An 11992-nucleotide genomic window follows, 5' to 3' on the forward strand; every position below is an offset into this window, starting at 1 on the left:
GCGATCACCACCGGTGACCGGCCTGCGCGGCCGTCGGGCACGGCTGAGAAGATGCCAACGACGTCAAAGCGGACGAAGGGGCAACATCATGGCTGGACCGCTGCAAGGACTGCGCGTCGTCGAGCTGGCCGGCATCGGGCCGGGGCCACACGCCGCGATGATCCTGGGTGACCTGGGCGCGGAAGTGGTGCGCGTCGACAAGCCCTCGGGGCCTTCCGGCGGGGTGGTCAAGGACGCCATGAGCCGCAACCGGCGCATTGTCACCGCCGACCTCAAGTCCGACGAGGGCCGCGAGCTCGTGCTCAGGCTCGTCGCCAAGGCCGACGTGCTGATCGAGGGCTATCGCCCCGGCGTCACCGAGCGGCTGGGGCTGGGCCCCGAGGACTGCGCGAAGGTCAACGACCGGCTGATCTACGCCCGCATGACCGGCTGGGGGCAGACCGGCCCGCGCAGCCAGCAGGCGGGCCACGACATCAACTACATCTCTCTGAACGGGATCCTGCACGCCATCGGCCGGGTGAACGAGCGGCCGGTGCCGCCGCTGAACCTGGTCGGCGACTTCGGTGGCGGCTCGATGTTCCTGCTGGTCGGCATCCTGTCCGCGCTGTGGGAGCGGCACAGTTCCGGCAAGGGTCAGGTGATCGACGCGGCGATGGTCGACGGATCCAGCGTGCTGGTCCAGATGATGTGGCAGATGCGCGCCTCGGGGATGTGGACCGACGTGCGCGGCACCAACATGCTCGACGGCGGCGCGCCCTACTACGACACCTACGAATGCGCCGACGGCCGCTACGTCGCCGTCGGCGCCATCGAGCCCCAGTTCTACGCCGCCATGCTGGCCGGGCTGGGCCTGGACGGCGCCGACCTGCCGCCGCAGAACGACGTCGGCCGCTGGCCCGAGCTGCGGACGATCCTGACCGAGAAGTTCGCCGGGCACGACCGCGACCACTGGGCCAAGGTGTTCGCCGACTCCGACGCCTGCGTGACCCCGGTGCTGGCCTTCGGCGAGGTGCAGACCGAGCCGCACATCACCGAGCGCGACACCTTCTACGAGGTGGACGGGGCCCTGCAGCCGCTGCCGGCGCCGCGGTTCTCCCGCACCGCGCCGGACACGCCGCGCCCGGCCGCGCCCGCGACCGGCATCGAAGCGGTGCTCGAGGACTGGGTATAGTCCCCAACCAACTGGTTGGCTGGACGTGGAGGGAAGGACTCGCATGGAGATCAAGGACTCGGTAGCCGTCGTCACCGGGGGAGCGTCGGGCCTGGGCCTGGCCACCACCAAGCGGCTGCTCGACCGCGGTGCCCAGGTGGTGGTGATCGACCTCCGCGGTGAAGAAGCGGTCCGCGAGCTCGGCGACCGCGCGCGCTTCGCCGAGGCCGACGTCACCGACGAGGCGGCCGTCGCCAAGGCGCTGGACGCCGCGGAGGCGATGGGCCCGCTGCGCATCAACGTCAACTGCGCGGGCATCGGCAACGCCATCAAGACGCTGTCCAAGGACGGCCCGTTCCCGCTGAGCGGGTTCAAGAAGGTTGTCGAGGTCAACCTGATCGGCACGTTCAACGTGTTGCGGCTGGCCGCCGAGCGGATCGCCAAGACCGCGCCGCTCGGAGAGGAGCGCGGCGTCATCGTCAACACTGCCTCCGTCGCCGCGTTCGACGGCCAGATCGGCCAGGCGGCCTACTCGGCGTCCAAGGGCGGCGTCGTCGGCATGACGCTGCCGATCGCGCGCGACCTGGCGCGTGAGCTGATCCGGGTGGTGACCATCGCGCCGGGGTTGTTCAAGACCCCGCTGCTGGGTTCGCTGCCCGAGGAGGCGCAGAAGTCGCTGGGCAAGCAGGTGCCCCACCCGGCCCGGTTGGGTGATCCCGACGAGTACGGCGCCCTTGCCGTCCACATCATCGAGAACCCGATGCTCAACGGCGAGGTCATCCGGCTCGACGGCGCCATCCGCATGGCCCCCCGTTAGGCGGACAAACGAAAGCCCCCCGCGGTGAGCGGGGGGCTTTCGTTCGTAAGCAAGACCAGTGGTTATCGACGGAACCATCGACTGACGGCGGGTTCGGCCATGAGGAGCCGCGCTAATACGCTCATGGCGGTCAGCTCGCCGTCTGCAGCGGGTGCCAGTCTTCGAGCTGCTCCGAGGTCTCGCCTTCCACCAGCATGTCGCCGTGGTAGAGGGCGTCGAAGTCAGCCTTGATGACGTCTGCGCTCGAGTCGTCGATCCACATGACACTGAGCGTATGGGCCGCCTCTAAGGATTCCTTGAGTCACGATTCGGAAAATGGTGGCAATTTACCCGCGGGTAGGTTTCCGGCGGGTAAGGACGGGTCGTCGGGCGCCGTAACCGCCCTGAGCGGCTTAGATGCGGGCCAGTTTCTTGGCGAAATCTTAGGGCGGAGCCAGTTTGAACCATCCGCCCACGCCGAACCGTACTAGTGGGTAAGGTTGTTTTACACCTGTCAGTTACCGCTGATGAGTTCCGCAGACGGGGGCGGTCCAGCGTAGCGGGCACGGCGGCGGGGAGGACCGGGGAATATGTTGCAAGCGATCGCTCGACTGGCCATTGCCGCGCCACGACGAATCATCGCGATCGCGATCCTCGTCTTCATCGGCGCCGCGATCTTCGGCATACCCGTCGCCAAGAGCCTGTCGCCGGGGGGCTTCCAGGACCCGAACTCGGAATCCGCCCACGCCATCAAAATCCTGACCGACAAGTTCGGCCAGAGCGGTCAGCAGATGCTGATCATGGTGACGTCGCCCGCGGGCGCCAACAGCGAACAGGCGCGCAAGGCGGGCACCGACGTCGCCCGCGACGTCGGTGGGTCGCCGCTGGTGTACAACGTGACCGCGGCCTGGACCGCGCCACCGCAGGCCGCCGCCGACCTGTTCAGCAAGGACGGTAAGTCGGGGCTGATCGTCATCAACCTCAGGGGCGGCGAAAACTACGCGCAGAGCAACGCCCAAACCCTGGCGGACCAATTCGTCCACGACCGCGACGGCGTCACCGTTCGCGCCGGCGGACCGGCCATGCAGTACGCCCAGATCAACAAGCAGAACCAGGACGACCTGGTGTTGATGGAGATGATCGCGCTCCCGCTGAGCTTCCTGGTGCTCATCTGGGTGTTCGGCGGGCTGCTGGCGGCGGCGCTGCCGATGGCCCTCGGGGCGCTGGCCGTCGTCGGCTCGATGACGGTGTTGCGGCTCATCACGTTCACCACCGAGGTGTCGATCTTCGCGCTGAACCTGAGCACCGCGCTGGGCCTCGCGCTGGCCATCGACTACACGCTGCTCATCGTCAGCCGCTACCGCGACGAGTTGGCCGAGGGCAGCGACCCCCACGAGGCGCTGATCCGGACCATGGCCACCTCCGGCCGCACGGTGCTGTTCTCGGCGGTCACCGTGGCGTTGTCGATGTTGGCGACGGTGGCGTTCCCGATGTATTTCCTGAAGTCGTTCGCCTATGCCGGCGTTGCCACCGTGGCCTTCGTCGCGACCGCGTCCATAGTGGTGACCCCGGCCGCGATCGTGCTGCTGGGTTCCCGGCTCGACGCGCTGGACGTGCGCCGGCTGATCCGCCATGCCCTACGCCGCCCCGACCCGCTGCACCGGCCGGTCGAGGAGTGGTTCTGGTATCGGTCCAGCAAGTTCGTCATGCGTCGCTGGGCGCCGATCGGCCTGGGCGTGATGGCACTGCTGCTGTTGCTCGGGCTGCCGTTCTTCTCGGTCAAGTGGGGCTTTCCCGACGACCGGGTGCTGCCGACGTCGGCGTCGTCGCATCAGGTCGGCGACGAACTGCGCACCGGTTTCGCGCACGACTCCGCGACCGCGGTTCCCGTCGTCGTCCCCGACGTCCGCGGGCTGAGCGCGGCGGCCCTGGACACCTACGCCGCCGACCTGTCGCGGGTACCCGACGTATCGGGCGTCTCGGCACCGGACGGGACCTTCGTGGGCGGCAACCGGGTGGGACCGCCGTCCGCGGCCACCGGGCTGGCCGACGGCAGCGCGTTTATGACCGTGAGCAGCACCGCCCCGCTGTTTTCGCAGGCCAATGACACCCAGCTCAGACGGTTGCACCAGGTGCCCGGGCCGGGCGGTCGATCCGTGGAGATGGGCGGGGTCGCGCAGGTCAACCGGGACAGCGTCGACGCGGTGACGGATCGGCTTCCGCTGGTGCTCGGGCTGATGGCCGCCGTGACATTCATTCTGCTGTTCCTGCTCACCGGCAGCGTGGTGCTGCCGGTGAAGGCGCTGATGTGCAACGTGCTCTCGCTGAGCGCGGCGTTCGGGGCGCTGGTGTGGATCTTCCAGGACGGCCACCTCGGCGCGCTGGGCACGACGCCGAGCGGGACGCTGGTGGCGAACATGCCGGTGCTGCTGTTCTGCATCGCCTTCGGGCTGTCGATGGATTACGAGGTGTTCCTGATCTCCCGGATCCGCGAGTACTGGCTGGAGTACCGGCCGGCGAAACCCACCGCCAAAGAGGCGCACGCCGCCAACGACGAGGCGGTGGCGCACGGCGTCGCCCGCACCGGACGGGTGATCACCGCGGCGGCGCTGGTGATGTCGATGTCGTTCGCCGCGCTGATCGCGGCGCACGTGTCGTTCATGCGCATGTTCGGCCTGGGCCTGGTGCTTGCCGTGTTCGCGGATGCGACCCTCGTGCGGATGGTCCTGGTTCCCGCGTTCATGCACGTGATGGGCCGCTGGAACTGGTGGGCGCCAAAGCCTTTGGTGTGGGTGCACGAGCGGTTCGGCATCAGCGAGGCGCCCTCCGAGATCGCCCTCCGGGCTGAGCCGGGCGGGGAGCCGGTGCAGCACAACGGGCGCCCGGTCACGGAGTCGGTGACCCGTATTGGCTGACGCGTCGGTTGGAGGTCCGCGTCGGGCCGGGGCGTTCGCCGACCGGGCGCTGGCGTCGGTATTCTGCGGGCACTTGGTGATGGGGCATTGCGGCCGGGACACCAACACGTTGGCGGCATGGGTCGCGGCGCACCGGCCGCGGGAAGGCGCTCGGATATGACGCAGGTAGCGGAGTCGGCGCTCGACCATCCATTCTTCGCGCGCATCTGGCCGGTCGTCGCCGCCCACGAGGCCCCGGCCGTGCGGGCGCTGCGCCGGGAGAACCTGGCCGGCCTGTCGGGCCGGGTCCTGGAAATCGGCGCGGGCGCGGGGACGAACTTCGCCAACTATCCGCCGGCGGTCGAACAGGTGATCGCGGTCGAGCCGGAGCCGCGGCTGGCCGCCCACGCCCGCGCCGCGGCCGCCGTGGCGCCCGTTCCGGTCGCGGTGATCGGGCAGACCGCCGAGGCGTTCAGCGACGCGGAGCCCTTCGACGCGGTGGTGTGCTCGCTGGTGCTGTGCTCGGTGCGCGACCCGGGCGGGGTGCTGCAGCGGGTCTACTCGTTGCTGCGACCCGGCGGTGAGCTGCGTTTTCTCGAGCATGTGGCCAGCGCAGGCGGTCGGGGACGCGTGCAGCGGCTCGCCGACGCAACGTTGTGGCCGAGGCTGTTCGGCAACTGCCACACCCACCGCGACACCGAGCGCGCCATCATCGACGCGGGGTTCCGGATGGACACGTCGCGGCGGGAATGGACGTTGCCGGTGTGGGCGCCGTTGCCGGTGTCGGAACTGGCGCTGGGCCGGGCGCGTCGGCCGTAGCCTTTACCCGCCGATTTCGCCGAGCCTGCGCTCAGCGCGCGATTTTCGGGACCGACAGCGATCTGTGCGCAGGCTCGATGCGCGTGATCCCCGCGCATCTCCAACGCGCCGGACGATGTCGGGTTCGCGGTCGGTTGCGGTCACCCGGATGACGATCCAGCCGACCCGGGCCAGCGCCTCGCTGCGGCGAATGTCCCATGCATATTGCCAGCGGTCCAGGCGGTGTTGCTCGCCGTCATACTCTGCCGCGACCATGAGGTCCTCCCAACCCATGTCGAGGTAATACACCTGTCCTCCGTGTGTCAGCACGGGAATCTGGGTCGCTGGGCGGGGAAAGCCCGCGCGGATCAACAACAGTCGCAGCCACGTCTCCTTCGGCGACTGTGAACCGGGATCCACCAGCTCCAGCGCCGTTTCCAGCTGCCTGATCCCGCGTGTGCCGCGATGCTGGTCAGCCAGCGCGAGGATTTCGCTCGGTTTCGTTTCGGTCGCCCTCGTCAGCGCATCCAGGCGAGCGATCGCCGTACCGATCGGCGCGCGGCGCCCGATGTCGAAGGCGGTGCGCTCGGCTGTGGTCGCGGGAACGCCCGCGACCAGCCGCGATTCGTGCGGGAGAAGTCGGACGTCGTAGGTCCGCACGCCGCGCGGCGGCCGCGCGTTCGACCACACCAGCTCGACCGGCAGGCACTCGTCCACCCACTTCGAGCCGTGCCACGCCGCCGCGGTCAATCCCGCGAGCACCCCCTGACGGTGTGACCACAGCCAGGCCGCCACCGCGCGTTCGCACAACGTCAGCCGCTGATCGCGCCGAACGTAGACGTCGGGGTACACGGCGCGGAACCCGCCCCGCAGCTGGTGCTTCCGCAGCGTTCCGGCTTTCACTGCCTCGCTGCCGATGAAGGGTTGGTGGCTCGTCATTCCGGCACACTCGCGGACCGCGCCGACGCATGCGCATCGAAACTGCGCTCAGTGCGCGATGTTGTGGACCAACCGCGATCTGTGCGCAGGCTCGGCGAAGGCCTACTGCAGCAGCGCTGGCAGCCGCTGCAGCAACTCGGGCAGCGCCTGGCTGGCGCCCTCGCGGATGCTGATCGTGGCGGTCGGCGTGAGCGGCGTCGGCTCGGGATTGACCTCGACGACGACCGTGCCACGGGACAGCGCCAGGTCCGGCAGGCCCGCGGCCGGGTAGACGATCGCCGAAGTGCCCACCACGACCATCACGTCGGCGGACTGCGTCGCCTCGACCGCGCGCTGCCACGGCTCGTCGGGCAGCGGCTCACCGAACCACACGATGTCCGGACGGATCAGCCCACCGCAGTGGCACACCGGCGGTTCGACCTCCAGCGTTGGCTCGGACAGCCGGGGAAGCGGACCCGTGTAGTCCATATCGCAACGGTCGCAACGGAATTCGAAGAGGCTGCCGTGCAGGTGGTGCACCGCGGCGCTGCCTGCGCGCTCGTGCAGGTCGTCGACGTTCTGGGTGACGACGGTGACCTCGGCGTGGTCCTGCCAGGCGGCGATCGCGCGGTGCCCGGGGTTGGGTTCGACGTCGGCGACCAGGTAGTGGCGCCACAGATACCAGCCCCAGACCCGCTCGGGGTTCTTGCGCCACCCTTGCGTGCTGGACAGCTCGTAGGGATCGAAGCGCGCCCACAGTCCGTTCTTGTCGTCACGGAATGTCGGCACTCCGCTTTCCGCGGAGATCCCCGCGCCGCTGAGCACAGTTACTCGCATCCCACAAAGATAGTCGTGCTTGGGACATACTGAAGACGTGGAGCTGCGGGACTGGCTGAAGGTCGATGTCAAAGCGGGCAAACCGCTGTTTGACCAGCTCAGAACCCAGGTCATCGACGGCGTCCGGGCCGGCGCGCTGCCGCCCGGTTCCCGGCTCCCGACGGTGCGCGACCTGGCGGGTCAGCTCGGCGTCGCGGCAAACACCGTCGCCCGCGCCTACCGCGAGCTGGAGTCCGCGGCGATCGTCGAAACGCGCGGGCGCTTCGGCACTTTCATCTCGCGCTTCGATCCCACCGACGCGGCGATGGCCGCCGCGGCCAGGGAGTACGTCGACGTGGCGAAGGCGTTGGGGCTGACCAAGTCCGACGCGATGCGCTACCTCACCAACGTGCCCGACGACTGAGCGCGCTTGGCGCGCCGGGCTTTAGCGCAACACCTTGGCCAGGGTGCGCAGGTTGCGGGTCGTCGTCGAGGACTTGTAGCGCGGCTTGCCCATCGTCTTGCCGATCGTGCTGTCCAGCGTGTTGCCCTTGGGCACCTGCCAATAGAGCACGCCGTCGCCGCGGGCGATCTTCTCGTCGGAGCCCGCGCCCTTGTCGAGCCCCGCGAGCTCGTCGAGCACCGCTTCGTCGGCGACGAAGGTGACGTAGGACTGGTAGCCGTCGACCTCGCGCTCGAAGGGATAGGCGCCGACGACGCCGCGCACGGTGCCGATGTCGTACACCAGCACCCACGCGTCGTAGCCGAACGTCGCGCGCAGCGCGGCTTCGGCCTTCTTGCGCACGGCGGCCGCCCCGGCCGACGCTTCCAGCAGCACGTTGCCGCTGGCCAGGATCGTGCGGACGTTGGCGAATCCGGCATCGGTCAGCGCCCTCGCGACCTCGGCCATCTTGAGGTTGACGCCGCCGACGTTGACGCCCCGCAGGAACGCCGCGTATGTGGTCATGCCCCGATTTCACCACGACGTAGGCTCTTCCCATGGGACGCCAAGTCTTCGACGACAAGCTGTTGGCCGTGATCAGCGGGAACTCCCTCGGCGTGCTGGCCACCATCAAACGCGACGGGCGACCCCAACTGTCGAATGTCAGCTACCACTTCGACCCGCGGGAAATGGTGGTGCGGGTGTCCATCACCGAGCCCCGCGCCAAAACCCGCAACCTGCGCCGCGACCCGCGGGCCTCGATTCTGGTCGACGCCGACGACGGATGGTCGTACGCCGTTGCGGAGGGCACCGCGGATCTGACGCCCCCGGCCGCCGCCCCCGGCGACGACACCGTCGAGGCGCTGATTGCCTTGTATCGCAACATCGCCGGGGAGCATCCCGACTGGGACGACTTTCGGCAGGCGATGGTCACCGACCGCCGGGTCCTCATGACGCTGCGGATCTCGCACGTCTACGGCATGCCGCCCGGCAAGCGCTAAAACCGCGAGCCGGGCCGCACATTGCAGGCTAGGCTGCCGTCATGGCCGAATCTGACCCCCAACAAGCGGACGACACGAAGCGCAAGTTCCGCGAAGCCCTCGATCGCAAGAAGGCCAAGTCGGCGGGCGCATCCGATCACAAGGACGGCGGCGACAAGCACACGCGGGCGCACGGTCCGCTGGAAAGCCGCCGCGAATTCCGCCGCAAGAGCGGGTAGGGGTTGCGCTAAAGCCGCTGCGGTTCAACCCGAGGGCGATGCGAACAGGCCGATCGACGGGTCGGCTTGGCCCGGTTCGCCGCGCAGGCTGCCCCGCGTGCTGGGGTGTCCGAAGTCCACCCGGGACGGGTCGTTGCGGTATGCCCAGTCCGCGACGATGGTGCGCTGGCGGAACTTCCAGCGGCCGTCGTGTTTCGCGTAGCCGTCCAGGTAGCGACCGCCGATGATCACGTCCAGGTCGTGTTCGGGACCGGCGAAGGTGTGAAACACCAGGCAGTAGATCTCGCCGCGGGCCGTGTCGCCCTCGATCACGAAGTTCGTCGTCGTGACGTTGTGTTGGGAGACACGCACATACGGTTCGGCGGCCCGCAGTTGCGCGATGAACTGTTCGACGCCGCCCGTCGAGAACGAGCCGTGCGAGTCCGTCGCGTCGGGGTGGTACAGGCCCCGGAGCGCTTCGTAATCGGCGCGGTCGACGGCCCGGCAATAGGCATTGACGAGCCGGTGCAGTTCGTCTCGGGCCAGCATCAGTGTCAACTCGGCTTCATCCACCAGGTAAGTGTCGAACCATTGGGCCCCGGTCGTAGGGTGTTCAGCGGAAGGAAGGTCGTTGAGAGTGAAACTTTGCCTTGCCCAAGACCCGGCCGCCGACGCGCTGCTGGACGACGACCCGTTCGCATTGCTGGTCGGCATGCTGCTCGATCAGCAGGTGCCGTTCGAGACGGCGTTCGCCGGCCCGAAGAAGATCGCGGACCGGATGGGCGGCCTGGACGCGGGACAGATCGCCGCGTACGACCCGGACAAGTTCGCCGCGCTGTGCGCGGAAAGGCCTGCGGTGCACCGCTTTCCGGGATCGATGGCCAAACGGATCCAGGCCCTGGCGCAGATCATCGTGGACCGCTACGACGGCAACGCGGCCGGGTTGTGGACGGCCGGTGACCCCGACGGGCCCGAGCTGCTGCGGCGGCTCAAGGGGTTGCCCGGTTTCGGCGAGCAGAAGGCGAAGATCTTCCTGGCACTGCTGGGCAAGCAGTACGGCGTGACGCCGGCGGGCTGGCGGGAGGCGGCCGGCGACTTCGGCAAGGCCGGCACCCACCTGTCCGTCGCCGACATCGTCGACGCCCGTTCGCTGGGCGAGGTGCGGTCGTATAAGAAGCAGATGAAAGCAGCAGCGAAGGGAAAGGCGGCAACGTGAAGACACACATAACGTGTCCGTGCGGCGAAGCCATCGTCGGCAAGGACGAGGACGAACTGGTCGAGCTGACCCAGGCCCACCTTGCCAGCGCCCATCCGGGCCTCGAGTACGACCGCGACGCCATTCTGTTCATGGCGTACTAGCCGCCGTCGGCGGCCGACAGCTGACGCAGGGCGCGCAGGAACGCGCGACGATCGTCGGCCGACAACTTCCCCAGCCAGCGCTCCTCGCCGCGCTGGATGTCTTCCTGCGTGGCGTCTTTGGCGGCCCGGCCCGCCTCGGTGAGCGCGAGCAGCCGCACCCGCCGGTCGTCCGGGTCGGGATGGCGCTCGATGTAGCCCCGGCTCTGCAACTCGTCGAGGGTGGGGATGATGCGCGTCTTGTCCGCCCCGATCGCCTCGGCCAGCGCGGCCTGGGTGCGGACCGGCGAGCGGTCGAGCGCGTTCAGCACGATATAGCCCCACATCGACAACCCGTGCGCTTCCAGCACGGGGACCTCGGCGGCGATCATTTCGCGAACGAGCGGCCCCATCATCGCCGCGAGGTCGGGACGCCGTGCCCTCGGAGCCATGCCGGAAGCGTAGCGTTGACAGATAATAAGCGCAGGCTTATCGTCTACGAATGCATACTATTTCGGATGTTCGACCATTCCACCGGGCCGCCATACAGGCGTCCGTCGACGTCGTCGCGGCCGTCACCCGCGAGGATCTGCGCCGCCCGACGCCCTGCGCGGGCTGGAACCTGCTCGACCTGCTCTCCCACATGACCGCGCAGCACCACGGGTTCGCCGCGGCCGCACGCGGCGGCGGCGACAGCCCGGCCGTGTGGGCTCCGGACCGCGTCGCCGGCGACGTCGCGGCCGATCCCGGCGGCACCTATGCCGCGGCCGCCGCCGAGGTGCTCGATGCGTTCACCGCAGACGGGGTGCTCGACGCGACCTTCGCGTTGCCCGAGTTCGGCCCCGGGGCGAGATTTCCCGGGGCGATAGCGATCGGCTTTCACTTCGTGGACTACGTGGTGCACGGCTGGGATGTCGCGCGGAGCGTCGGCATCCCGTTTGCGCTGCCGGACGAGGTCCTGGCCGCCGTGCTACCCCTGGTCTTCGTCATTCCGGATGGCGATTACCGCACCACGGCGGGCGCGCCGTTCCGCCCGGCCGTGGCCGCGCCCGACGGCGCGGCCGACCTCGACCGCATTCTCGCCCACCTCGGCCGCTCACCCGGCTGGAAACCCTGACGGCACAAGCGAATACGCTACGGCACCACCGTCGAGCCGATGGTGGGCATGAACTGACACTGCTTTTCCTTGGTGGTGACCTGGCCGAAGATCGTCGACATGATGCTGCCCGAGCCGGTGTCGACGATCGCGGTCAACGTCGTCGGCCCGTCGCCGTTGATGTCGGTGCGCGGCTTGAGCGTGACCGTCCCGGACTTGCCGGTGGTCAGGTTCACCCAGGTGACGTTCAACGGCAGCTTCTGCACCTCGGCGGGCCCGGGCGTGCCGACCGCGGTGAACACATATGCGGTCTGGCCGGGCCCCGGCCCCGGGGTCGGAATCTTGGCCGGCCCCGCCACCGAGAGCGCGGTCGCGATCGAACTACTGCCGTCCGCAAGGCAATTGGTGCCGATCGAGGGATACATGAAGTCCTGCGTGGGCGGGGCGTCCGGGCCGAACTCCGGCGTCGCGGCCGGCGCCGGGCCCGGCGCCGGAGCGGGGGCCGGTGCCGGTCCCGGGGCGGCGGCCGGCGCGGGACCGGCACCGGCC

At 69.0% G+C, this 11992-nt stretch carries 16 protein-coding genes and 1 pseudogene; 10 read left to right on the forward strand and 7 right to left on the reverse strand.

Translation table 11 applies throughout. The features are described from left to right. Window positions 1-88 precede the first annotated feature (88 nt). Both A5705_RS24210 and A5705_RS24215 read left to right on the forward strand, forming a co-directional pair. On the forward strand, window positions 89-1171 hold the full coding sequence (locus A5705_RS24210) for a CaiB/BaiF CoA-transferase family protein (protein ID WP_068280457.1): 1083 nt from the start codon (window positions 89-91) through the stop codon (window positions 1169-1171). A 43-nt stretch (window positions 1172-1214) separates the two neighbouring features. Continuing rightward, on the forward strand, window positions 1215-1967 hold the full coding sequence (locus A5705_RS24215) for a 3-hydroxyacyl-CoA dehydrogenase (RefSeq protein WP_068280460.1): 753 nt from the start codon (window positions 1215-1217) through the stop codon (window positions 1965-1967). 130 nt (window positions 1968-2097) lie between these two features. Here A5705_RS24215 and A5705_RS28925 read toward each other — a convergent pair whose 3' ends face one another. After that, on the reverse strand, window positions 2098-2229 hold the full coding sequence (locus A5705_RS28925) for a hypothetical protein (protein WP_255361745.1): 132 nt from the start codon (window positions 2227-2229) through the stop codon (window positions 2098-2100). A 307-nt stretch (window positions 2230-2536) separates the two neighbouring features. On the opposite strand from A5705_RS28925, the gene A5705_RS24220 reads away from it, so the two are divergent. Continuing rightward, window positions 2537-4861, forward strand: a complete 2325-nt coding sequence (locus A5705_RS24220) for an MMPL family transporter (RefSeq protein WP_068280463.1) — start codon at window positions 2537-2539, stop codon at window positions 4859-4861. 156 nt (window positions 4862-5017) lie between these two features. After that, window positions 5018-5659 (forward strand): methyltransferase domain-containing protein, encoded by a 642-nt coding sequence (locus A5705_RS24225; RefSeq protein ID WP_067872140.1) that lies wholly within the window; start codon window positions 5018-5020, stop codon window positions 5657-5659. Window positions 5660-5662: 3 nt separating this feature from the next. Here the strand turns inward: A5705_RS24225 and A5705_RS24230 are convergent, their stop codons facing one another. Both A5705_RS24230 and A5705_RS24235 read right to left on the reverse strand, forming a co-directional pair. After that, window positions 5663-6577: a hypothetical protein gene (locus A5705_RS24230; RefSeq protein ID WP_068280466.1), complete on the reverse strand. Its 915-nt coding sequence runs from the start codon at window positions 6575-6577 to the stop codon at window positions 5663-5665. Between the two features lie 102 nt (window positions 6578-6679). Next, window positions 6680-7393 carry an NAD-dependent deacylase gene (locus A5705_RS24235; RefSeq protein ID WP_067872146.1) on the reverse strand — a complete coding sequence of 238 codons (714 nt, stop codon included), beginning with the start codon at window positions 7391-7393 and terminating at the stop codon, window positions 6680-6682. Between the two features lie 37 nt (window positions 7394-7430). Here A5705_RS24235 and A5705_RS24240 point away from each other — a divergent pair, with 37 nt between their 5' ends. Next, window positions 7431-7796, forward strand: a complete 366-nt coding sequence (locus A5705_RS24240; RefSeq protein WP_067872149.1) for a GntR family transcriptional regulator — start codon at window positions 7431-7433, stop codon at window positions 7794-7796. Window positions 7797-7817: 21 nt separating this feature from the next. Here the strand turns inward: A5705_RS24240 and A5705_RS24245 are convergent, their stop codons facing one another. Then, on the reverse strand, window positions 7818-8339 hold the full coding sequence (locus tag A5705_RS24245) for a DUF1697 domain-containing protein (RefSeq protein WP_068280469.1): 522 nt from the start codon (window positions 8337-8339) through the stop codon (window positions 7818-7820). 32 nt (window positions 8340-8371) lie between these two features. On the opposite strand from A5705_RS24245, the gene A5705_RS24250 reads away from it, so the two are divergent. Next, window positions 8372-8815, forward strand: coding sequence for a PPOX class F420-dependent oxidoreductase (locus A5705_RS24250; protein ID WP_068280472.1), 444 nt, complete (start codon window positions 8372-8374; stop codon window positions 8813-8815). A 41-nt stretch (window positions 8816-8856) separates the two neighbouring features. Then, a complete protein-coding gene (locus A5705_RS28275; protein ID WP_197516864.1) occupies window positions 8857-9033 on the forward strand; it encodes a DUF5302 domain-containing protein in 177 nt (58 codons plus the stop codon). Window positions 9034-9057: 24 nt separating this feature from the next. Here A5705_RS28275 and A5705_RS24255 read toward each other — a convergent pair whose 3' ends face one another. Continuing rightward, window positions 9058-9561 carry a nuclear transport factor 2 family protein gene (locus A5705_RS24255; RefSeq protein WP_067872190.1) on the reverse strand — a complete coding sequence of 168 codons (504 nt, stop codon included), beginning with the start codon at window positions 9559-9561 and terminating at the stop codon, window positions 9058-9060. Between the two features lie 88 nt (window positions 9562-9649). Between A5705_RS24255 and A5705_RS24260 the strand changes: the two genes are divergently transcribed. After that, window positions 9650-10228: an HhH-GPD-type base excision DNA repair protein gene (locus A5705_RS24260; protein WP_067872158.1), complete on the forward strand. Its 579-nt coding sequence runs from the start codon at window positions 9650-9652 to the stop codon at window positions 10226-10228. Beyond that, entirely contained in the window at window positions 10225-10371 is a 147-nt protein-coding gene (locus tag A5705_RS24265; protein ID WP_064952447.1) for a hypothetical protein, read from the forward strand. Before A5705_RS24260 ends, A5705_RS24265 begins: the two co-directional genes overlap by 4 nt. Here A5705_RS24265 and A5705_RS24270 read toward each other — a convergent pair. After that, window positions 10368-10799: a MarR family winged helix-turn-helix transcriptional regulator gene (locus A5705_RS24270; protein WP_067872161.1), complete on the reverse strand. Its 432-nt coding sequence runs from the start codon at window positions 10797-10799 to the stop codon at window positions 10368-10370. The two genes, A5705_RS24265 and A5705_RS24270, sit on opposite strands and share 4 nt — an antisense overlap. 50 nt (window positions 10800-10849) lie before the next feature. Here A5705_RS24270 and A5705_RS24275 point away from each other — a divergent pair, with 50 nt between their 5' ends. After that, window positions 10850-11464 (forward strand): TIGR03086 family metal-binding protein, encoded by a 615-nt coding sequence (locus A5705_RS24275; protein ID WP_068280475.1) that lies wholly within the window; start codon window positions 10850-10852, stop codon window positions 11462-11464. 17 nt (window positions 11465-11481) lie between these two features. Here the strand turns inward: A5705_RS24275 and A5705_RS24280 are convergent. Continuing rightward, window positions 11482-11992 (reverse strand): annotated as a pseudogene (locus A5705_RS24280) (hypothetical protein); the annotation flags it as partial.

The sequence above is a fragment of the Mycobacterium sp. E787 genome, from assembly GCF_001668725.1.
GTDB lineage: Bacteria > Actinomycetota > Actinomycetes > Mycobacteriales > Mycobacteriaceae > Mycobacterium.